The sequence below is a fragment of the Chromobacterium fluminis genome, assembly GCF_011602385.1.
Classification (GTDB): domain Bacteria; phylum Pseudomonadota; class Gammaproteobacteria; order Burkholderiales; family Chromobacteriaceae; genus Chromobacterium; species Chromobacterium fluminis.
The window spans coordinates 47,601-67,751 of record NZ_JAAOMA010000024.1 but is presented as its reverse complement, the minus strand read 5'-3'; the positions used below and the strand labels follow the sequence as shown (position 1 = coordinate 67,751).

The 20,151-nt window shown below is 65.8% G+C and carries 21 protein-coding genes; 13 read left to right on the top strand and 8 right to left on the bottom strand.

The window, feature by feature from the left end; all coding sequences use genetic code 11:
- Nucleotides 1-273 precede the first annotated feature (273 nt).
- Nucleotides 274-744 (top strand): putative pterin-binding protein, encoded by a 471-nt coding sequence (locus HA052_RS16860; protein WP_166452767.1) that lies wholly within the window; start codon nucleotides 274-276, stop codon nucleotides 742-744.
- Nucleotides 744-2,546 carry an ATP-binding response regulator gene (locus tag HA052_RS16855; RefSeq protein ID WP_166452766.1) on the top strand — a complete coding sequence of 601 codons (1,803 nt, stop codon included), beginning with the start codon at nucleotides 744-746 and terminating at the stop codon, nucleotides 2,544-2,546. The genes HA052_RS16860 and HA052_RS16855 overlap by 1 nt, the downstream gene beginning before the upstream one ends.
- A gap of 246 nt (nucleotides 2,547-2,792) precedes the next feature.
- Here the strand turns inward: HA052_RS16855 and HA052_RS16850 are convergent, their stop codons facing one another.
- From HA052_RS16850 to HA052_RS16815, 8 genes are all read right to left on the bottom strand, one after another.
- Nucleotides 2,793-3,656 carry a helix-turn-helix domain-containing protein gene (locus HA052_RS16850; protein WP_019101843.1) on the bottom strand — a complete coding sequence of 288 codons (864 nt, stop codon included), beginning with the start codon at nucleotides 3,654-3,656 and terminating at the stop codon, nucleotides 2,793-2,795.
- Nucleotides 3,657-4,133: 477 nt separating this feature from the next.
- Nucleotides 4,134-6,224, bottom strand: coding sequence for a flagellar biosynthesis protein FlhA (locus tag HA052_RS16845; RefSeq protein WP_081545817.1), 2,091 nt, complete (start codon nucleotides 6,222-6,224; stop codon nucleotides 4,134-4,136).
- A complete protein-coding gene (gene flhB / locus HA052_RS16840; protein WP_166452765.1) occupies nucleotides 6,221-7,363 on the bottom strand; it encodes a flagellar type III secretion system protein FlhB in 1,143 nt (380 codons plus the stop codon). The genes HA052_RS16845 and flhB overlap by 4 nt, the downstream gene beginning before the upstream one ends.
- Nucleotides 7,356-8,135, bottom strand: a complete 780-nt coding sequence (gene fliR, locus HA052_RS16835; protein WP_166452764.1) for a flagellar biosynthetic protein FliR — start codon at nucleotides 8,133-8,135, stop codon at nucleotides 7,356-7,358. The genes flhB and fliR overlap by 8 nt, the downstream gene beginning before the upstream one ends.
- 2 nt (nucleotides 8,136-8,137) lie before the next feature.
- Nucleotides 8,138-8,410 (bottom strand): flagellar biosynthesis protein FliQ, encoded by a 273-nt coding sequence (gene fliQ, locus HA052_RS16830; RefSeq protein WP_043590304.1) that lies wholly within the window; start codon nucleotides 8,408-8,410, stop codon nucleotides 8,138-8,140.
- Between the two features lie 25 nt (nucleotides 8,411-8,435).
- Entirely contained in the window at nucleotides 8,436-9,200 is a 765-nt protein-coding gene (fliP, locus tag HA052_RS16825) for a flagellar type III secretion system pore protein FliP (RefSeq protein ID WP_240937396.1), read from the bottom strand.
- On the bottom strand, nucleotides 9,200-9,562 hold the full coding sequence (fliN, locus tag HA052_RS16820; RefSeq protein ID WP_107798657.1) for a flagellar motor switch protein FliN: 363 nt from the start codon (nucleotides 9,560-9,562) through the stop codon (nucleotides 9,200-9,202). The genes fliP and fliN overlap by 1 nt, the downstream gene beginning before the upstream one ends.
- A 31-nt stretch (nucleotides 9,563-9,593) precedes the next feature.
- Nucleotides 9,594-10,460, bottom strand: a complete 867-nt coding sequence (locus tag HA052_RS16815) for a FliM/FliN family flagellar motor C-terminal domain-containing protein (protein WP_166452763.1) — start codon at nucleotides 10,458-10,460, stop codon at nucleotides 9,594-9,596.
- A gap of 472 nt (nucleotides 10,461-10,932) precedes the next feature.
- Here HA052_RS16815 and fliE point away from each other — a divergent pair, with 472 nt between their 5' ends.
- The 11 genes from fliE to HA052_RS16760 all read left to right on the top strand — a co-directional run bounded on the left by fliE (nucleotide 10,933) and on the right by HA052_RS16760 (nucleotide 20,148).
- Nucleotides 10,933-11,274, top strand: coding sequence for a flagellar hook-basal body complex protein FliE (gene fliE, locus HA052_RS16810; RefSeq protein ID WP_081545803.1), 342 nt, complete (start codon nucleotides 10,933-10,935; stop codon nucleotides 11,272-11,274).
- Between the two features lie 18 nt (nucleotides 11,275-11,292).
- Entirely contained in the window at nucleotides 11,293-12,993 is a 1,701-nt protein-coding gene (gene fliF / locus HA052_RS16805; RefSeq protein WP_346774567.1) for a flagellar basal-body MS-ring/collar protein FliF, read from the top strand.
- Complete coding sequence (locus HA052_RS16800) at nucleotides 12,977-14,029, top strand: flagellar motor switch protein FliG (RefSeq protein WP_240937395.1); 1,053 nt, start codon at nucleotides 12,977-12,979, stop codon at nucleotides 14,027-14,029. The genes fliF and HA052_RS16800 overlap by 17 nt, the downstream gene beginning before the upstream one ends.
- Complete coding sequence (gene fliH / locus HA052_RS16795; RefSeq protein WP_166452761.1) at nucleotides 14,026-14,733, top strand: flagellar assembly protein FliH; 708 nt, start codon at nucleotides 14,026-14,028, stop codon at nucleotides 14,731-14,733. Before HA052_RS16800 ends, fliH begins: the two co-directional genes overlap by 4 nt.
- A 3-nt stretch (nucleotides 14,734-14,736) precedes the next feature.
- Nucleotides 14,737-16,050 carry a flagellar protein export ATPase FliI gene (gene fliI, locus HA052_RS16790; protein ID WP_166452760.1) on the top strand — a complete coding sequence of 438 codons (1,314 nt, stop codon included), beginning with the start codon at nucleotides 14,737-14,739 and terminating at the stop codon, nucleotides 16,048-16,050.
- Complete coding sequence (gene fliJ, locus HA052_RS16785) at nucleotides 16,047-16,481, top strand: flagellar export protein FliJ (RefSeq protein WP_081575891.1); 435 nt, start codon at nucleotides 16,047-16,049, stop codon at nucleotides 16,479-16,481. Before fliI ends, fliJ begins: the two co-directional genes overlap by 4 nt.
- Nucleotides 16,482-16,591: 110 nt before the next feature.
- Nucleotides 16,592-17,935: a flagellar filament capping protein FliD gene (fliD, locus tag HA052_RS16780; protein ID WP_166452759.1), complete on the top strand. Its 1,344-nt coding sequence runs from the start codon at nucleotides 16,592-16,594 to the stop codon at nucleotides 17,933-17,935.
- Nucleotides 17,936-18,019: 84 nt separating this feature from the next.
- Nucleotides 18,020-18,412 carry a flagellar export chaperone FliS gene (gene fliS, locus HA052_RS16775; protein WP_081545790.1) on the top strand — a complete coding sequence of 131 codons (393 nt, stop codon included), beginning with the start codon at nucleotides 18,020-18,022 and terminating at the stop codon, nucleotides 18,410-18,412.
- A complete protein-coding gene (locus HA052_RS16770; protein ID WP_081545788.1) occupies nucleotides 18,399-18,686 on the top strand; it encodes a hypothetical protein in 288 nt (95 codons plus the stop codon). The genes fliS and HA052_RS16770 overlap by 14 nt, the downstream gene beginning before the upstream one ends.
- Nucleotides 18,683-19,687 (top strand): flagellar hook-length control protein FliK, encoded by a 1,005-nt coding sequence (locus HA052_RS27995; RefSeq protein WP_206118937.1) that lies wholly within the window; start codon nucleotides 18,683-18,685, stop codon nucleotides 19,685-19,687. Before HA052_RS16770 ends, HA052_RS27995 begins: the two co-directional genes overlap by 4 nt.
- Nucleotides 19,688-19,704: 17 nt before the next feature.
- The gene (locus tag HA052_RS16760) at nucleotides 19,705-20,148 is read left to right on the top strand and encodes a flagellar basal body-associated FliL family protein (protein WP_166452758.1); all 444 of its coding nucleotides are present in this window, start codon (nucleotides 19,705-19,707) and stop codon (nucleotides 20,146-20,148) included.
- The last annotated feature ends 3 nt before the right edge of the window (nucleotides 20,149-20,151 follow it).

Genomic DNA, 20,151 nt, shown 5'->3' with positions numbered 1-20,151 from the left:
GCGCCGTTTTCGGCGGCGAACCGGCACCAGACTAGCGTGCCGTTTTTTTAGAACCTGTTCAAAATCTGCTGAGCGTTGCCGATATGGCGAGCGTGTTTTCGAAACGCTCAGGCGCCGTCGGCGCAATCCGCTATTTCCGCCGCGGCGTCTTGTCTCGCCTTAGCTCGCGAGATCGTGAACAGGTTCTATAGTTGTCTGACTGTTGATGAGCAGTGCGGCGGTATGGTTTTTCAATCAAGTGAAGCGTTGGCCAAGATGAAGAGAGTCTTTTGCTTGCTGGTTTTCGTCCTGCTGGCGCAAGCGTGCCGGGCGGGCGACGACCCGGTTTTGCTGGTGGTGTCTGGCAAGATCAGTCATTTCACCGATTCGGCGCGCAGCGTGTACGAATTCCGCGAAAGCGCGCTGATGGCCTTGCCTCAAACCTCGCTGGTCACCGCCACCAGCTGGACGCCCAAGGCCACTTTCAGCGGGCCGCTGGTGCGGGACATCCTCAATAAAGTGGGCGCCTACGGCCATCAGGCCCAGTTTGTGGCGCTCAACGACTATACCTATTCCATTCCTATCGGCGAGCTGGTCAAGTACCGCGCCATCCTGGCCCGCCGCTTCAACCAGCAGCCGATGAACGTAGCCCGTTACGGCCCGTTGTGGCTGATGTATCCGTTGGAGCAGATGCCGGATTCGGCCAAGGGGCCGGCCTTGGACGCCAAGCTGATCTGGCAGATTGACGGTCTGGTGGTGAACTGATGAACCAGGACAATCAAGCGTCGTCCGGCGTAGGGCCGGGCTGGGCCGGCCGTCTGCGGGGGCTGATTTCCGGCTGGGGCGGCTGGCCGGAAGGCCGGCGCATGCTGTGGGTGGGCCTGTTGGTGCTGATCACCGCCGCCGGCGGCATGTATTACAGCATCAGCCAGCTGGGCAAGGTCAATTCAGTGGCCAACAGCAGCGAGGACTTGTATTGGTCGGTGGCGCAATTCCAGCTGGAAATGGAGCGCGCCAAGTCCGCGCTGGTGGGCTTCCAGGCCGGCCGCATCAAGCAAGACGAGCTGTTGCGGCGCTTGGAAGTAGCCAGCAGCCGCTTTCATGTGTTTTCCGAACCGGCGCCGGTGCGGGTGCAGATGTTGCTGCGCCAGGTGAAGGGTTTCGACACCCTGGTGGTGGATTACCAGCAATTATTCAACGATCCCGCTTTCAGCCACCCTGCGCTGGCCTCGGTGCCGGCGCTGTTGGAGCGCATCGACCTGCTGCGGCCGCAACTGATGGCTTTCGCGGTGGAGGCGAGGGTGGCGGAGGTCAAAAGCCGCACCGAGCGGCTGGAGGATCTGGACCGCCAGCGCAGCAATGTGCTGTATCTGCAGTCGGTGTTGTGGGGCGTGATCTGCGCCGTGATTTTGCTGCTGTCGCGCTATAGCTCGGTCAAGCGTCTGGCCAGCGCCAAGCAGGCCTTGCTGGAGAAGGAGCAGTCCGCGCACCAGGCCACGGTGGCGATGGAGCTGGACCGCACCACCTTCCTGGCCACGTTGAGCCACGAGATCCGTTCCCCCTTGCAGTCGATGCAGGTGTGCATCGAATTGCTGGAGCCGGTGGCGGACGGCCAGAAAACCGCGCGCACCGCCTTGCAGCGCTTGAAAACCAGCGTGTCGCATTTATCCGCCCAGGTGCACGACATCATGGACATCAGCGCCATCCGCAATATGAAACTGCGGATGAATCCGCAGCCGATGCCGCTGGCCGAGGTGTTGCAAGCCACCATGGATGTGATGCGGCCCTTGGCCGACGCCAAGGGCCTGGCGCTGAATTACCAGGCCGGGCCGCTGCCGGCGACGGTGCTGCTGGACGAGGTCAGGCTGCGTCAGGTCGTGGGCAATCTGGTGTCCAACGCCATCCGCTACACCGATAGCGGCACGGTCACGGTCAGCGTGTCTTGCCTGCGCGCCACCGGCCATCACGAGCTGGTGCTGCAAGTGCGCGACACCGGGGTGGGCATTCCGCTGGAGTACCAGCAGCGTATTTTTCAGCCTTTCATCCAGGGCAAGCATAGACGCGCCGGCAGCTGCGGGCTGGGCCTGTCCATCGTCAAGGAGCTGGTCAATCTGTTTGGCGGCTGCATAGCGCTGGACAGCGCCGAGGGCAAGGGCGCCTGCTTCACCGTGCGCATACCGGTGCAGGCGGCGGAGACGCCGGGCTCGCAATCGGTGTTGATCGTGGACGACGACGCCGACATTCGCGACACCCTGGCCGAGTTGCTGCAGCGCGACGGCTATCAGGTGGCCACCGCGGAGACGGCGGCCTTGGCGGAACGGGCGCTGGAGCAAGCCGATTTCGACGCCGTGCTGCTGGATATGCATCTGGGCGCGGACAGCGGCTACCGGGTGGCGGAGCGGGCCTGGAACGGCCTGCGCGCCGAGCATACCGCCATCGTTGGGATGAGCGCTTATCCGGAGGCCTTTGACGATCCGCGCGCGAGCCGCTTCGCCGGCATCCTGGCCAAGCCCTTCGACGCCGGTCAATTGCGGCAGATGTTGACCGTGGTCAGCAAGCGGGCTTGACCCGCGTCGCGCAAAAAAGCCCTGGATGTCCTCCAGGGCTTTTTCAATGCCGCGCCGCGGCGATAGTGAACAGCTGCCTATTCAACATCTCGCGAGCCAAGGCGAGACAAGGCGAAAACGAGCGAAAAAGCGGAATGTACACGTGGTACATGAGCATTTTTGAGCTTGGTTTCAACGCCGTATCGCCGCAGCGCCGCAGCGCAGCAGCGGAGCAGCGGAGCAGCGGAGCAGATCGTAAACCGGTTCTCAGACTTCCAGATCGTGGGCGGCGGTGACCACATTGGTGATCTGCAACGCCAGAATGGAGCCCGGCGTCGGTTTGCCGATGTAGTAGACGCCCTGAATGCGCAAGGCCTGCTGCAGCGCGGATTCGTATTCCTCCGCATGGCCGGTCAGCACGATGATGGGCACGGTGGACGAGCGCTGGCGTATGGTCTCGATGACCTTCATGCAGTCCTCGTCGCCCAGCACCCAGTCCAGCACGAAAGCGTCGAACTCCTCGTGCGGCAGCGCGGCCAGCAGTTCGGACGGGGATTCGTAGGGCAGGGCGAACAGGCCCTGGCGCACCAGCACCGCGGCCAGGATGTCGGCGTCCATATCGTCCAGCACCGCCACCAGCAAGCGCTTGTTGTTGGCGCGCTTGGGCGGCTGCACCGCCAGATAGGTGACTTCGTGGCCGTTGATGCAGCGGTCGTGGCTGCCCGGATACACGTGCCAGCTGTCGCCCTGACGACGCGCCAGCAAGAGCGGCGAGATGGAATCGTCCTGCACCACGTCGCCCAGCTGTATCCAGCAATGGGCTTCCTCGGTGTGGTCGGTCAGGTGGAGGATGGCCGGGATCAGGTCGGCGTCCGGCACCCGCACCGGCCGGCGGTTGTCCTGCGACACCAGCAGTTCGGACGTGGGCAGGCCCAGGTATTGCGCCAGCTTCTCCAATTGACCCAGCTGCCACTGGCTGCTGCCGTTGAGCTTGCGGTAGGTTTGCGACGCGCTCAGGCCCAGCACTTCTTCGATCAGGCTGACCTGTTGAGACTCCGCCAGGCCGCGCTGCTCCAGATGGGTGCGGATATTGGCGTTGATGATTTCCGTGGTTGGCTTGTTCTGTGTCATTTGCATGTCTTTGGAGTAGGGCGACTATCGGGTCGTTCTGGTCCGCAGCTTGCCGCCGGCGCGGGCGGAGGGCTGCTGTCTTTGTTCATTATCGGCGGCGGCGAGCGGAAGGCGGATGGCCTTCCGGGCAGGGGCGGGCACGTCGACGCTTTACTTTAGGTTTTAGCCGATATTAGTCAGATTTTGCAAAATTTGCGAAAAGTTTTCGCCGAAAATGCAAAAAAGGCTTTCATTTTAAAATTAGGCATACAGATTGAAACCTGTTCCTTGGTACAGATCCGGGCTGGATTATGCCTGTGCCTTAGCGGGTCATATCCGAATGTCAGCCGCTAGAGGATTGATTATTTGGGGATGTTTAGGAAATGAAGGCGACGGCGGGCGCAGGAGTGGGGGTGTTGTAATTTCGCATATCATGCGAAGGGCGTGCGGGCGCGACGACGCGCGCCCGCGGCGCCCCGCGGGATTAGGGGCGGCGGATCAGCCCAGAGTGCCGGTCAGGCTGACTTCGCGGGTCTCCGGCACTTCGTTGTAGGACAACACGTGCAGGCCGGGGGCGAACAAGCGCGCGTAGCGCGCCAGCAGCGGGCGGATCTGCGGCATCACCAGCAGGATGGGCGCGTGGCCCAGTTGCTTCATCTGGTCGCGCACCACCGGCATATTGGCTTGCAGCTGCTGCAGCACATTGGGGTCGATGGGGAAGCTGTCCAGCTGCGGCTTGCCGGTTTGCTGCGCCTGGCTCAAAGCGCCCAGCAGCAAGTTTTCCAGGTCCGCGGACAGGTTGAAGGCCTTCATCTCGCCGCGCGGACCCAGAATGGACTGCACGATCTGGCGCTTCAGCGCGCAACGCACTTCAGCCGCCAGCATGATGGGGTCCTTGCTGCTCTCGCTGGCGTCCAGCAGGGCGTTGGCGATGGGGGCGATGTCTTTCAGCGACACATTATCGGTCAGCAGTTGGCGGTAGGCCTTGAGCTGCAAGGGCGCCGGCAGCGCCTGGTTCAGCGCGGAGGCGAGCTTGGGCGCCAGCGCCGACAGCCGCTCGTTGATGGCGGCCACGTCGTCGTGGCGGAACAACTCGGACAAGTGCTCGCGCATCACCTTGTTCAGATGGGTGGCCACCACGCTGGCGCAGTCCACGACTTGGTAGCCCAGGCCCAGCGCCTTGCTCTTGTCGTCCGGCAGGATCCAGGTCACAGGCATGGCGTAGGCCGGGTCCACGCCGGGCATGCCGTCCACTTCGCCGTACAGTTCCGGCGAGGGGATGGCCATCAGCCGGTCGGCGTAGACCTCGCCTTCGGCCACGGTGTTGCCGCTGAGCAGGATGGCGTACTGCGAGGGCTTGAGGCGAAGATCGTCGCGCAGATTCACTTGCGGCATCAGCACGCCCATGCTCTCGCTCAGGCTTTGGCGCACGCCGCGCACGCGCTTGGCCAGCGGCGCGCCCTGGCTCTTGTCCAGCAGCGACACCAGTTTGTAGCCCAGGTTGACGCCCAGAGCGTCCACATAGGGCAGGGCGCCCCATTCCAGTTCGATGTCGGCGTCGCCGGCCAGCGCGCTTTTCGCCAGCGCTGGGTCCGGCTGGTTCGGCAGCACTTGCTGTCGTTGATGCAGCCGCCAGGCGACGAAGCCCAGCAGCAACGCGAAGCCGAGGAAGGTGGGCCAGGGCATGCCGGGGATGGCGGCCAGCACCAGCATCATGCCGGCGGCGCTCATCAGCACGGTGGGGGAGGCCAGCATCTGCTTGCTCACCTGTTCCTGCATGTCGCCGTCGTCGCTGATGCGAGTGACGATGATGGCGGCGGCGGAGGACAGCAGCAGGGCCGGGATCTGCGCCACCAGGCCGTCGCCTATGGTCATCAGCGCGTATTGGCGGAAGGCGTCGCCGGCGGACAGGCCGTGCATCAGCGCGCCGATGGCCACGCCGCCGAACAGATTGATGATCAGGATCAGGATGCCGGCGATGGCGTCGCCGCGCACGAACTTGGACGCGCCGTCCATCGCGCCGTAGAAATCGGCCTCGGTGGCGATGTCGCGGCGGCGCTGCTGCGCCTGCTCCTGATTGATCAGGCCGGCGTTGAGGTCGGCGTCGATGGCCATCTGCTTGCCGGGCAGCGCGTCCAGGGTGAAGCGGGCGGATACTTCCGAGATCCGTTCCGCGCCCTTGGTCACCACCATGAAGTTGATGATCATCAGGATGACGAAGACCACCATGCCGACGACGAAGTTGCCGCCTATCACCACCTGGCCGAAGGCCTCGATCACCCGGCCGGCGGCGTGAGTGCCCTCATGGCCGTGCAGCAGCACCACCCGGGTGGAGGCCACGTTCAGCGACAGCCTGAGCAGGGTGGTGGCCAGAATGATGGTGGGGAAGGCGGAGAAGTCCAGCGGCCGCTTGGCGGAGACGCTGACCAGAATGACGATGATGGCCAGCACGATGTTGAAGGTGAACAGCATGTCCAGCGCCATCGGCGGCAAGGGCAGCATCACCATGGCCAGTATGGCCAGCAAAAACAGCGGGGCGGCGATCTTGTGGCGGCCGATGTCGGCCAGCAGTCGGGTGAAAGCGTTCATGGTGCGGTTCTGGGATCGGCCATGTCGCGCGGGATCGGCAAATCGTCCGGCAGCCGCGGCTGGCTGCGGCGCGATCCGTTGCGGAAGGCCTTGAGTTGCATGACATAGGTCAGGACTTGCGCCACCGCTCGGTACAGCGGCGCGGGAATTTGCTGGTTGACCTGGGTGGTGTGGTAGACGGCGCGCGCCAGCGGCGGCAGCGGCACGATGTCCACCTGATGCTCCTGGGCCACCTGACGGATGTAGAGCGCCATCTCGTCCAGGCCCTTGGCGATGATGAACGGCGCTTCGGCGCGCTCCTCATCGTATTTCAACGCCACCGCGTAGTGCTCGGGGTTGACGATGACCACGTCGGCGGTGGGCACCGCCTTGCGCACGCCGCGTTGGGCCATCTGCATCTGGATCTGGCGGATGCGCTGCTTGATCTCCGGCCGGCCCTCGGTGCTTTTGTACTCTTCCTTGATCTCCTGCTTGCTCATCTTCTGCTGCTTCATGAACAGCAGGATTTGCAGCGGCAGGTCGATCAGCGCGAACAACATGAAGACCGCGGTCAGCGTCAGCAGGGCGTTGATCAGCAGCTCGGCGCTGCCGGCCAGCGCGGTGGCGAAGGGCGCGCCCTGCAAGGCGAAAAAATCCTCCAGAGCGCTCTGGCTCAGCCGGTACAGCACCCAGCCCAGCAACAGCGCCTTGGCGATGGATTTGCCGATTTCGCTGGCGTGCCGCGCCGAGGCGATGCGGCCGAAGTGGGCCAGCGGGTTGAAGCGCTCCAGCTTGGGTTGCAGATGGTTGAAGCTGAACACCCAGCCGCCGGGATAAAGCGAAACCACGATCATGCACAGCGGAATCACCGCCAGCGGCAGCACCATCTTGACCAGCAGCAACAAGGTGCCGGCGAATAGCTTGGACCAGCTGTTGTCCAGCGCGCCGTTGCCGGAGAGCGGGGCGAAGGCCAGCGCGAACAGTTCCCGGAACTCGTCCAGCCACTGCGGCATCAGCCAGAAAGCCAGTTTCAGCGCCAACAGCAGGCCCAGCGCGGCGGCCAGATCACGCGAGCGCGGCACCTGGCCTTGCTGGCGCGCCTGCCGCAGCTTGTGCGGCGTGGCCTTTTCGGTTTTATCGCCGCCGCGCCCCTCAGCCATGGCCGGCTCTCAGCATGCCGCCCAGCAGGCGCAGCATCTGTTCGTTCAGGTTCAGGTATTGCTGCGGGATGAAGCGTGCCACCAGGCCCAGCGTGCCCAGGCCGAACAGAGTAATCAGCGGGAAGCCCAGCGAGAACAGGTTCAGCGACGGCGCCACCCGGTTGATCATGCCCACGCCGGCCTGCACTACAAAGGTGGCGAACACCGCAGGCAGCGCCAACAGCATGGCGGCGGACAGCACCCAGGCCACGCCGCCGGCCAGCATGGACAGCGAGGCGGCCGGCACGCCGCCGCCCACCGGCCAGGCCTGGAAGCTGGCGTAAACCACCTGGATCAGCAGCAAATGGCCGTCCAGCGAGAAGAAGATCATGGCGCCCAGCAGGTAGAGCAGGCTGGACACCACGTCGGAGGAGTTGCCGTTGCCGGGGTCGTTCATCACCGCCATGGACAGCGCCATCTGCGAGGACACTAGGAAGCCGAGCACGGCCAGCACCGCCAGCACCAGTTGGAAGGCGAGGCCGAAGACGAGGCCGATCACCGCCTGCTCGATGCTGGCGGCGACGCCGGCCAGCGAGAACAGGTCCAGCTTGGGCAGCGGCAGGGTGGCCGGCAGCGTGGCGGCGGACAGCGCCAGCGCCAGGCCGATGCGCACCCGCACCGGCACCATGCCCTCGCCGATGAAGGGCGCGACGCTGAAGGCGGCCATCAGCCGGCAAAACGGCCACCAGAAGGCCGGGATCAAGTCCAGCAGTTGGGCGTAGAGGCCGGTCACGGCTATCCGACCAAACCGGCGGCGCGCTGGAACATCGCCACGCAGAAATCCATCAGGAAGCCGGTGATCCAGTGGCCGGCGATGGCGATGGTCAGCAGGGTCACCAGCAGCCGCGGCAGGAAGGACAGCGTCTGTTCGTTGATCTGGGTGGCGGCCTGAATCAGGCTGACGATGACGCCGACGATCAGGCTGGGCAGGATCAGCAGCACCACCAGGGTGACGACGACGCGCAAGCTGTCGTTGACGATGTCGACGGCGATATCGGGGGTCAGCATGGCAAGTCCATTCTCAAGAGCGCGCTCAATAAGCCTGTATCGAGGTGACCAGGGTGTTCACCGTCAGCGACCAGCCGTCCACCAGCACGAACAGCAGCAGCTTGAGCGGCAGCGAAATCACCAGCGGCGACAGCATCATCATGCCCATCGCCATCAGCACGCTGGACACCACCAGGTCTATCACCAGGAAGGGGATGAACAACATGCAGCCTATCTGGAACGCGGTTTTCAATTCCGACAGCACGAAGGCGGCCAGCTTGACCGCGAAGGCGTGGTCCTGCGGATTGGTGATCTTTTCTTCGCCGGACAGCCGGGCGATCTGCGCCAGCGCGGTCTTGCTGGTCTGCGCCAGCATGAAGCGGCTGATGGGCTTCTGCGCGATCTCCAGCGCCTGCTGCATGGTGATCTTGTCCTGATCGAAGGGCTGCAAGGCGTGGTTCCACACCTCCAGCCCCACCGGCCGCATCACCAGCAGGGTCAGAATCAGCGCCACCCCGGTGACGATGCGGTTGGGCAGGCCTTGTTGCAGGCCCAGCGCTTGGCGCAGCAGGGACAACACGATGATGAAGCGGGTGAAGCTGGTCATCATCAGCACCAGCACGGGCAAGAGCCCGAGCAGGGTCATCAGGATCAGGATCTGGGTCTTGATGGTGAAGTCCACCGGCGTGCCGCCGGCGTTGGCGGACAGCAGCTTCAGCGGTTCGGCCTGACAGGCGGCAGCCAGCGCCCAAAGCCCCGTAGCGATGAGGCTGGGTCGCAGCAGGGGGCGCAGCTTCTTCAAGAGTCCCATCAGGCCAGGCTGTCCAGTTCCAGATCGTTCAGCTCCACCACCCGCAGGCCGTAGTTCTCGCCGGCCACCACCACCTCGCCGCGGCCGATCACCGTACCGTTGACCTTGATGTCCAGCGGTTCGCCGGCCAGCTTGTCCAACTCCACCACCGAACCGTTCTCGATATTGACCAGATCGGCCAGCGAGATGTCGGCGCCGCCCACTTCCAGCGTCAGCCGGACCGGGATTTTGCGCAGGAACTGGGTCATGTCGCGTTGCGGCCGCCGCGCCGCGGCGTCGTCAGCCGGCTTGGCGTCCGCGTCGTTTTGGCCGTCCAGGCCGTCCAGCACGCCGCCCAGATCGAAATCGTCGTTCAAGTCCATGCTCATCCTTGCTTGTTCTGTGTGTGTAGAGTTATTCGCTGACGACAAAAGCGGTCAGGCACAGCTTGCCGTGCTGTTCGGCCACTTCGGCGTCGAACAGCCGCGAAGCGCCGACCAGCACTTCGCTCCTGGCGTGCAGCTTCACCGGCAACACGCTGCCGGGGCGCAGGTCCATGATGTCGCCCAGCGCCATTTCGCGGTCCAGCAAGCGCGCCTGCAAGCGCACCCGCAGCCGGTCGCGGAAGGTCTCCGCCGGCGCGGCCTGGGCGTCGGCGCTGTCGCGGCGGCCGGACAGATTTTTCAGCAGGCGTTCGAAGCAGGCGGCGTCCAATTGCAGGCGCAGCGCGCCGACGGCGTGATCGCCGTCGCCGATGTCCAGGCGGATCTCCCAGACCCCGGTGCCGGGCGGCACGAAGGGCAGCAGCGCGCAGTCGGCCGGGCCGGGCGGCAGGCCGCCGGCCTGGCGGTCCAAGCGCAACACGCATTGCAATAGCCGGGGCAGCAAGCGCTCCGCCAGGCTGCGCGCCAGGCGGCGCTCGGTTTCGGTTTCCGCCGGCGCGCCGGCGTCGGCGTCCGGCTGCGTGGCCGGCGCGCCGAAGCGGTAATCCAGCAAGCGCAGCAACAGCGGCCGTTCGATATGGCTGCCCAGCTGGCAGCCGTCCAGCGCGTGCCACAGCCAGCGGCGCTCGTCGGCGGCCGGCTGCGTCTGTTCCAAGGCCCGGATGTGGAAACGCGCGTGGTAGCGGCGGTTCAGTTCTTGCTGCAGGAAATCCGCCAGCTCTTCTTGCAGGGCTTTGCCGAAGACAGGCAGCAGATGGAACGGTCGTCCCAGCGTGCGCAGGTCGAGAGCCGGCAATTGGGCGCCGTCATGCTGCGAAATGATTCTGGCTCTTGGCATCTCGATTCTCGGTGAAGGCGTGGACTTGGCGCCGCCGGCGCGCCCGGCCGGCGCGCGCGGGCGACGGAAGGGGCGCGGCGCTTAAACCGCGGCGGCCTGGTGTTCATCAAGGCCGGCCCGCCCTCTGCGGCGCTGGATGCGAACTGTACTAGAAGGTACTAAATTCGCGGCTCGCGAGCGGAGGCAAACGGCAGGCTAAACCTTATGGAGTGTGCATCTTACTGGCTGCCGCCGCTGGGTAAAGGGGGAAAATTCACGTCACACTTTGTGAAAATTCACGGCTGTTGGTTTAAGCATAAAGTTTAAAATCGCCGCTCGTATCCTGGCGTCAGGATGATGGCATGGTTACAAGTCCTCATCTCGGGGCTGCCGCTTCGATACGCTCGCCGCCGCAGGGCGGCGGGCCGCAGACGTGAAACCGGCCTTGATTGGCCACTCAATAATAACGGGCTCCGCCCGACAAGGATTTCCGATGGCGACCAACCTGGGTTTGATGATTCATGCCGACCGCAAGCAGATGCTCGGCGAAATGGCCGGGATGGCGCGCAGCGCGCCGATTGCGCCGCCGCAGCACAGCGAAGAGCCGGCCACCACAGCCAGCTTCACCGACGCCATGGGCGCGGCCATCCGCGATGTGGACGCGCAGAACCGCGCGGCTTCCGAAAAAATGGTCGACGTGGACAGCGGCAAAAGCGACGACCTGGTCGGCGCCATGCTGATGAGCCAGGAAGCCAGCCTGTCGTTCTCCATGCTGATGCAAGTGCGCAATAAGGTGGTGGGCGCCGTGGACGACTTGATCAAGATGCAGCTGTAAGCCGCGAGGACCATGCCCGTGTTGAATCGTTTTCGCAGCGGCGTCGCGGCCGTGCAAACCCGTCTGGGCGGCCCTTGGCCCGTTTCCGGACATTCCTTGCGCCTGGCGCTTCCCATCGTCGCGCTGGCCATAGGTGTCACCGTGATGATCAGCCTGTGGCTGTGGCGCGACGACGCCAGCTACAAGCCGGTGTTCGGCGCCCAGGAAAAAGTGGTGGCCGCCGACATGATGGCGGTGCTGGACGCCGAAAAAATCCCCTATCGCATCCATCCGCAAACCGGCCAGGTGCTGGTGCCGGACAGCCAGCTGGGCCGCGTGCGCATGCAGCTGGCGGCCAAGGGCGTGGTGGCGCAGCTGCCGTCCGGCCTGGAGCTGTTGGACAAGAACGACCCGCTGGGCGTCAGCCAGTTCGTGCAGGACGTGCGTTTCCGCCGCGGCCTGGAAGGCGAGCTGGTGCAAAGCATTCTGGCGCTGGAGCCGGTGTCCGCAGCGCGCGTCCATCTGTCGCTGCCGCGCGCCACGTCCTTCGTCGGCGCGGCCAACGACAAGGGCTCCGCCTCGGTGGTGGTGACCCTTAAGCCCGGTCAGCAACTGAACAACGAACAAGTGGCCGCGGTGATCAAGCTGGTGGCCGGCAGCGTGTCCACGCTGTCGCCGTCCCAGGTCACCCTGGTGGACCAGGCCGGCAATCTGCTGTCCTCCCGCGTGGACTTGAGCGACGACGGTATGCTGGGCGGCAATGAGAGCGACGCCGCTCGCCGCTTCCGCGAGGAAGCGCTGCAAAACGTCCGCGACCTGCTGACCCCGGTGCTGGGCAAGGACAATTTCAAGGTCAGCGTCACCGCTGACGTGGACAACGACCGCGTGGAGGAAACCCGCGAGAAATACGGCGAAGCGCCCAAGGTCACCAACGAGGCCTCCCGCGAGGAAACCTCCACCGAGAAAATGGCGCTGGGCGTGCCCGGCTCGCTCAGCAACCGCCCGGTCAACACCGACGCCTCCGGCTCCGCCTCGGAAAAAGCCGGCAACAGCAAGAACGCCGTCACCCGCCAATACGCTTACGACCGTAGCGTCACCCAGATCAAGAAGGCGCGCGGCACGCTGCGCCGCCTGAGCGTGGCCGTGGTGTTGAACCAGGCCGCCGCGCCGGCCAAGGGCGGCTGGAAGCCGGCCGAGCTGGCCAATGTGGACAAGGTGCTGCGCAACGGCTTGGGCATCCACGCCGAGCGCGGCGACACCCTGGCGGTGTCCACGCTCAACTTCTCCGCGCTGTCCGAGCCGGAGCCGATCTGGATGCAGCAAGACACCTGGTTCGAAGCCGCGCGCTGGGTCGTTTACGCCTTCGGCCTGCTGCTGGCCTACCTGTTGCTGGCGCGTCCGCTGCTGAAGATGTTGCGCCAGCTGACCGACCGTCAGCTGCGCGAATATCAGCAGCCGGAAGCGCTGGAACTGAAACCCGATCCGCTGATGGACGGCGCCGACCTGCGCGCCGCGCGCCAGGCTCAGCTGTCCTCCGCGCCGCAACCGGCGGCCTTGGCCGCCGCGGCCGGCGCCGGCGCCAGCCCGGTGGTGCCGCTGCTGGAAAACTACGATCTGCCGCCGGCCGGCTCCAGCGTCGATGTGCTGGTAGACCACCTGAAGGGCCTGGCCGCCAAAGAACCGGAACGCGTCGCCGAAGTCGTCAAACAATGGGTGCAGAAAAATGGACGAAACCAATAACGCCGTAGCGCCGGCCTTGCCGCCGGCCGCCGTCGCGCCCGCCGCAGAAGCGATGAACACCATCGAGCAGGCCGCCGTGCTGCTGTTGTGCATGGGAGAGGAACCCGCCGCCGCCGTGCTGCGCTGTCTGAGCCGCGAAGAACTGTTGCAAGTGACCCAGGCGATGTCCGGCATGAGCGGCATCAAGGTGGACGCGGTCAAGACCACGATTCAGAAATTCTTCGACGAATACCGCGAGCAGAGCGGGGTGCACGGCGCCAGCCGCGCCTTCCTCAAGCGCTCGCTGGACCTGGCGCTGGGCAGCGATATCGCCAACAGCGTGCTGGACACCATCTACGGCGACGCCATCCGTCCCAAGATGGCGCGGCTGCAATGGGTGTCGCCGCAATGGTTGGCGGACCGCATCGCCGGCGAGCACGTGCGCATGCAGGCGGTCTTCCTCGCCTTCCTGCCGCCGGCCTTGGCCGGCCTAGTGGTGGACGCGTTGCCGGCGGACAGCCGCGACAGCGTGCTGGTCAACGTGGCCCGGCTCAAGGACGTGGACCGCGAACTCTTGGAAGAACTGGAAGAACTGGTCAATCGCTGTCTGGAAAGCCTGCACACCCAGAGCACCGCGGTGGAAGGCATGCAGCAGACCGCCGACATCCTCAATCGCCTGCCGGGCGACCGCCAACGCATGATGGAACTGCTGCGCGCCCACGATCCGGACATCGTCGAGGAAATCGAAACCCGCATGTACGACTTCTTCATCCTGTCGCGCCAGACCGAAGCCGTGCTGATGCGCATCAGCGAAGACATTCCGCTGGAGCAATGGGCCATCGCGCTCAAGGGCGCGGAGCCGGCGGTGCGCGAAGCCATCGTCCAGACCATGCCGCGCCGTCAGGCGCAGAACTTCGACGGCATGATGCGCCGCTCCGGCCCGGTGCCGCTGAGCCGCGTGGAAGAAGTGCGCGCCGACATCATGGCTCAGGTCAAACAGTTGGCTCAGGCCGGCGAAATCGACCTGCAGCTATTCCCCGAGGAAGTGGTCGAGTGAAGGCCTGGCGCCCCTTCCGTTTCCCGCCGCTGATCCACAGCGCGCTGGACCTGCCGCTGGACGCGCAGGACTCCGCCCAGATCCAGGCCTCCGCCGCCGACGGCTTCCGCCAGGGCATGGACGCCGGTTACAACGAAGGCCTGGCCAGCGGGGAAGCCGCCGGCCGCGAAGCCGGCTACGCCGCGGGCCTGGAACAGGGCCGCCAGGAAGGGCAGGCGGCGGCGCGCCGCGAAGCCCTGGCCGAGCTGGCCGACCTGGGCCGGCCGCTGGAGGCCGCGCTGACCGAGCTGCGCCGCGTCAGCGAGGAATACCAGGCGGCGATGCGCGACGAGGTGGTGGAACTGGTGGCCAAAGTGGCGCGCCAGGTCATCCGTTGCGAGCTGGCGCTCAAGCCGGTGCAGATCCTGGACCTGGTGGACGAAACCCTGGCCGCGCTGCCGCCGGGCCAATATCAGCAGGACGAGGTGGAAGTCCTGCTCAACGCCGAGGAATGCCAGCGCATCCGCGAACTGGCGCCGGAGCGCGCCGCGCGCTGGCGCTTGGTGGCCGACGCGCAGCTGCCGCACGGCGAATGCCGGATCCGCACGCCGGAGTCCGAGGCCGACGCCGGTTGTCAGCAGCGGCTGGAAGCTTGCATCGCCACGGTGCGCGCACAACTGCAACACGACGCCGACGAGCCGGCGGCGGCCGAGGCGGAGGCTTAAGCCATGCTGCGCCAGGCGTTGGGACGGCTGGAACTGCCCGAGGTGCCGGTGGCTACCGTCAGCGGCCGCCTGGTGGGCGCGTCCGGTCTGCTGCTGGAAAGCGTGGGCTGTCCGCTGGAAACCGGCCAGCGCTGCGTGATCGAAACCACCGGCGGCGGCTGGCTGCAAGCCCAGGTGGTGGGCTTTAAGCGCGAAGTCTCCTATCTGATGCCGTTCAAGAAGCCGGTGGGTCTGAGCACCGGCGCGCGGGTGTTGCCGGCCGCCGACAGCGGCGGCCTGATGATAGGACCGTCGTGGCTGGGCCGCATCGTCAACGGCCTGGGCGAGCCGCTGGACGGCCTGGGCCGCCTTGGCGGCGAACAGCCGCTGGCCGCCCACCCGCCGCAAATCAATCCTTTGAAAAAACAGCCGGTGTCCGCGCCGCTGGATGTGGGCGTGCGCGCGATCAACAGCCTGCTCACCATAGGCCGCGGCCAGCGCGTCGGTCTGTTCGCCGGTTCCGGTGTCGGCAAAAGCGTGTTGCTGGGCATGATCACCCGTCATACCGAAGCCGACGTGGTGGTGGTGGGCCTGATCGGCGAGCGCGGCCGCGAAGTGCGGGAGTTCGTCGAGCACTCGCTGGGCGAAGCCGGCCTGGCCAAGGCGGTGCTGGTGGTGGCGCCGGCCGACGAGTCGCCGCTGATGAGGCTGAAGGCCACCGAATTGACCCACACCATCGCCGCCCACTTCCGCGACCAGGGCCGCAATGTGCTGCTGCTGGTGGATTCGCTGACCCGCTATGCGATGGCGCAGCGCGAAGTGGCGTTGGCGCTGGGCGAGCCGCCGGCCACCCGCGGTTATCCGCCGTCGGTGTTCGGCCTCTTGCCCTCGCTGGCGGAGAGCGCCGGCAACGGCGAGGGCGGCGCCGGCAGCATGAGCGCCATCTACACCGTGCTGGCCGAGGGCGACGACCAGCAAGACCCGGTGGTGGACACCGCGCGGGCCATTCTGGACGGCCACATCGTGTTGTCGCGCGAACTGGCCGAGCGCGGTCACTATCCGGCCATCGACATCGGCCGTTCGGTCAGCCGCTGCATGAGCCAGCTGACCGAGGCGGAACACGCGGAGGCGGCGCGCGGCGCGCGCGGCGCCTGGTCCCGCTATCAGGAAGTGCGCAGCCTGATCCCCTTGGGCGGCTATGTCGCCGGCGCCGACGCGGACACCGACCGCGCGGTGCGGCTGATGCCCAGGCTGGAGGCTTTCCTGCGCCAGGGCGCGGCCGAGGCCGCGAGTTATGAAGACAGCCGGAACGGTTTGATGGAGATGATCGCGACATGAGCCAGCCCGAAGACGTGCGCCGCCTGGGCCTGATGGTCCAATTGCGGCAGCAGGACGTGGACCGCTTGCAAAGCGAGGTGGAAGGCAAGCGTCAGTTGCAGGAGCGCTACCGCCGCAACATTTTGCGCATGGGTGAGCTGTGCGGCCAGAGCGGCGCCAGCGCCGACGCCGGCCACCCGGCTTTGGCGCGCAACTGCGCCGACTACAAGGGCGCGCTGCTGGGCCTGATGGCCTCGCAGCAGCAGGATCTGCAACTGGCCGAGGCGGACGCCGCGGTCAGCCAGCGCGCGCTGCTGCAAGCCAGTCTGCGCCGCGAGGTGATGGTCCAGGTGCGCGATCAGGCGGCGGAAAGCCTGCTGCGTCTGCGGCTGAAGAAAGAACAGAAACAAACCGATGAACTGGCCGGGCAAGCCTGGCTGCGCGGAGCGTGATTATTCACGGCGGCTCAAGAAAAGCCGGACGGCGGTCGCACTGAACAGTCACTACCATCCATCTTCCGCCCGGACGCCGATCCGGTCCGCGCACAGCGAAAGGATTCCAAATGGCTATCGATTTCAGCAAGACCCCGCCCTCGGCGCTGGCCCAAAACGCCGCCAGCCTGTACCTGCAAGACGCCCAGAACCAACTGGACAACCAGAGTAAGGCGGCGCAGGCGCGCGGCGACGCGCTGAACAAGCTGCAAAAAGCCTTGCAAGACTATCGCAGCGCGCTGTCCGGCATCACCACCAAGAAAAGCCTGGTGGCGATGAGCGCCAGCATCAGCCAGGAAGGCTTCGGCAGCGTCAGCGCCAAGGGCAACGCCCAGCCGGGCAACTACTCGCTGTTCATCGAACAAGTGGCCACCGCCCACCAGCTGTCCTTTGGCAGCCTGTCCGGCGCCAAGGCCCAGGCCGGCGACAAGATCACCATCCGCCAGGGCAGCGACAGCTTTGAAGTGGACCTGAGCAGCGCGGACCGCGACGGCGACGGCAATCTGTCTCCGTCGGAGCTGGCTTTGGCCATCAACCGCGCCAGCGGCAACAGCGGCAAGGTCAACGCCATGGTGTTGAACAACGGCGGCACCAGCCAGCTGGTGATGTCTTCCGGCAAGACCGGCGAGAGCGGCGTCGTCACGCTGGACCTGAGCCAAGTCAGCGACGCCGGCCTCAAGACCGGCCTTGCCAGCCCCAAAGAGCTGACCAAGGGTCAGGACGCCATCGTCTGGCTGGGCAATAAGGACACCGGCGTGCAAATGAAGCAGGCGTCCAACACCTTCGAAAGCATAGACGGCGTCAACCTGACCATCAGCAAGGCGATGAAGCCGGGCGACACCCCCTTGCAGCTGTCGGTATCGCGCAACGAGGCCGACACCGTGAGCAATGTGCAAGGCTTCGTCGACAGCTACAACAAGCTGGCCAGCGCCATCTCCGACCTGTCCGCGCCGGGCAAGGAAGGCAAGACCGGCGGCCCCTTCGCCAGCGACTCCGGCATCCGCAGTCTGAAAGACGGCATCAACGGTCTGCTGCGCCAGCCCTACGACGGCATCACTTTGAACCAGCTGGGCATCAAGGCCAACCGCGACGGCAGCTTGAGCCTGGACAGCAAGAAACTGAACGACACCCTGAAGGACAAGCCGGACGCGCTGGATCGTTTCGTCAACGGCGACAACAAGAACGGCGTGGTCAAGCAAAGCAGCGACTACCTGGACAAATGGCTGAACGGCAGCAGCGGCCTGCTCAAGCTGCGCAAGGATTCCGAATCCCGCATCCAGAAAGATCTGGATAGCCGCCAGGTGCGGCTGAAGACCCAGTACGACCAGAGCTACAAGCGCTACCTGACGCAGTTCACCCAGCTGCAGAAGATGCAGGAAGACATGCAGAAGACTCTGGGCATGCTTTCCTTCTGAATCCGTCCCGGATTTGCTTGGCCGCATTGAATTCGGCGGGAGGGAGGACCTCCCGCCTATTGATTAGAACAGGAGCACGACAACGTGGATTACGACGCCTACCGCAGCTATCACGCGGTCAATCTGGAAGCGCAGACCCACTCCGCCTCGCCGGTGCAGTTGGTGCTGGTGCTGTTCGACGGCCTGCTGGAAGAAATGGCGCGCGCGCGCGGCCATCTGGAAAACCAGCGCTACGAGCAAAAGGGCGAGAGCATCAGCAAGTGCATCAACATCCTCAACGGCCTGTCCAGCGCGCTGGACTTCGACACCGGCGGCGAGGTGGTCACCAATCTGGCGCGGCTCTACGACTATTGCGCCTACCGGCTCTACCACGCCAGCGTCAATCTGGACGTGGCGGCGCTGGACGAGGCCGAACAGCTGCTGATCAAGCTCAAGGGCGGCTGGATAGGCGTGCGGGACCAGCATGAAGCCGCCTGAGCCGGCCGCGCTGGAAGCCGCCATCCGCCGCGCCTGCGCCGAGCGCGACTGGGAACGCCTGGCCGCGCTGGACCAACTCTTGGCGGAACTGCTGCGCACCCAGCCTCAGGCGCTGGACGCCGCCGCGCGCGCCGCCTTGCGCGCCGTCTACCGCGACGCGCTGGAAGTTTGCCGCGCCGACTCCGCGGAACTGCAAGAAAAAATCGCCGCGCTGAGCCATCAGCGCGAAGCGCAAATCGCCTACGCCGAAGTCAGCGACTGGAATCAAGCATGAACGTATCCTTGCCCCCCAATCTTCTCGCCGGCGGCGCGTCAACGCCCGCCGACGCCGCGCCGGCCGATCCCTTGCTGGACCCGAACGCGGCGGCGCCGGATGCCGGCGGCGATTTCGCCAGCGCCTTGCTGGCCAGCCTGATGGACGGGCAGAACGCCGCGCCGACAGTCGCAACCGACGCCGAAGCCCCCGCGGGCGACGAAGCCAAGGCCGAAACGCCGGCCGCGCAGCCCGGCGTCCCCGTCGCGCAGCCTCTGCCGCTGATGCCGGTTGCGCCGCAGCCGCCGGTCCTTGCGTCTCAGGCCGGCGCGCCGGCGCAAGCCGGCGTGGACGCGGCCGCGCGCGTCGCCACGGCGGCGACGCCGCGTCAAAACGCCGAGGCGGCGATGCCGGCGGACGCGCTGTCCGCCGCGATCAACACCCTGGCGCCGCTGCCGGCCAAGCCTGCCGCGGCCGGCGAGACCCAGGCCGGCCGCGAACTCCCGACGCAGGCGCAGCCCGCCTCGCCGCTATTGGCCGCCATTGCGCCGCAGCCGCAGGACAAGGCCGGCGTGCCGCTGCCGGAGTGGGCGCCGATCCAGCTGCCGGCGGAGCAGCCGGCCAAGTGGGGCGACAAACTCAGCGCCGCGCTGGGCGAACGTCTGCAAGTGCAAAGCAGCCACGGCATGGACCGCGCGCTGATCCGCCTGGACCCGCCATCGCTCGGTTCTCTGGAAATCTCCATCCGCCACGAAGCCGGCGCACTGCAAGTGCAGTTGACCGCCTCGCACGGTGAAGTGGTGCGGCAGCTGCAAGCCATAGGCGACGCGCTGCGCCAGGACCTGTCCAATCGCCAATACACGCAGGTGGCGGTGGAAGTGCGCGAAGGCGCGCCGGGGCAGGGCGGCCACGGTCAGCAGCGTGAACGCCAGGGGCAACAGCAGCCGCAACGCGCGCCGGGACGGGCGCTGGCGGAAGCGGGGCAGGGTGATGGACAAGGCTTCTGGCTGGGCCAGGGCTGAGCAGCGGAAGCGCAAGAATGAACCGAAACATCGTAGTGATTTTAATCGTGGCCATCGTGGTGGCGCTGGCCGCGGGCGGCGGCGCCTGGTGGTGGCTGAGTTCGCATGCGCCGCAGGCCGCGGAAGCGCCTAAGCCGGTGGCGGCGCTGGACGCGCGCTTCGTCAGCATGGACAAGGTGATCGTGATGCTGCGCGGCGGCGAATCCGCCACCCGCTTCATGGCGGTGGACCTGGTGTTCCGCAGCAATGAAAAGCAGGAGGCGGAGGTCAAGGCCCAACTGCCCTTTCTGAAGAGCATCGCCGTACGAGCGCTGTCGGAGCTGCCGGCGGACAAGGCCCTGGCGATGAGCATAGACGATTACCAGCGCTTGTTGGCCAAGGCCTATGCCGGCGGTTTCCTGCGCGAGCGACGCGACGCGCCGTTCAGCGAGGTGATGGTTAGCAAGTTGATCATCGAGTAAGCC

Bases quoted from the DNA above. Each gene is read 5' to 3' on its own strand.
- fliP (WP_240937396.1), bottom strand. From the start codon at position 9,200: ATGGGACTCTTGAAGAAGCTGCGCCCCCTGCTGCGACCCAGCCTCATC.
- fliN (WP_107798657.1), bottom strand. From the start codon at position 9,562: ATGGACTTGAACGACGATTTCGATCTGGGCGGCGTGCTGGACGGCCTG.
- HA052_RS27995 (WP_206118937.1), top strand. From the start codon at position 18,683: ATGAACGTATCCTTGCCCCCCAATCTTCTCGCCGGCGGCGCGTCAACG.
- HA052_RS16815 (WP_166452763.1), bottom strand. From the start codon at position 10,460: ATGCCAAGAGCCAGAATCATTTCGCAGCATGACGGCGCCCAATTGCCG.
- HA052_RS16855 (WP_166452766.1), top strand. From the start codon at position 744: ATGAACCAGGACAATCAAGCGTCGTCCGGCGTAGGGCCGGGCTGGGCC.
- HA052_RS16800 (WP_240937395.1), top strand. From the start codon at position 12,977: ATGGACGAAACCAATAACGCCGTAGCGCCGGCCTTGCCGCCGGCCGCC.
- fliE (WP_081545803.1), top strand. From the start codon at position 10,933: ATGGCGACCAACCTGGGTTTGATGATTCATGCCGACCGCAAGCAGATG.
- flhB (WP_166452765.1), bottom strand. From the start codon at position 7,363: ATGGCTGAGGGGCGCGGCGGCGATAAAACCGAAAAGGCCACGCCGCAC.
- fliJ (WP_081575891.1), top strand. From the start codon at position 16,047: ATGAGCCAGCCCGAAGACGTGCGCCGCCTGGGCCTGATGGTCCAATTG.
- fliD (WP_166452759.1), top strand. From the start codon at position 16,592: ATGGCTATCGATTTCAGCAAGACCCCGCCCTCGGCGCTGGCCCAAAAC.
- HA052_RS16850 (WP_019101843.1), bottom strand. From the start codon at position 3,656: ATGACACAGAACAAGCCAACCACGGAAATCATCAACGCCAATATCCGC.
- fliQ (WP_043590304.1), bottom strand. From the start codon at position 8,410: ATGCTGACCCCCGATATCGCCGTCGACATCGTCAACGACAGCTTGCGC.
- HA052_RS16760 (WP_166452758.1), top strand. From the start codon at position 19,705: ATGAACCGAAACATCGTAGTGATTTTAATCGTGGCCATCGTGGTGGCG.
- HA052_RS16770 (WP_081545788.1), top strand. From the start codon at position 18,399: ATGAAGCCGCCTGAGCCGGCCGCGCTGGAAGCCGCCATCCGCCGCGCC.
- HA052_RS16845 (WP_081545817.1), bottom strand. From the start codon at position 6,224: ATGAACGCTTTCACCCGACTGCTGGCCGACATCGGCCGCCACAAGATC.
- fliI (WP_166452760.1), top strand. From the start codon at position 14,737: ATGCTGCGCCAGGCGTTGGGACGGCTGGAACTGCCCGAGGTGCCGGTG.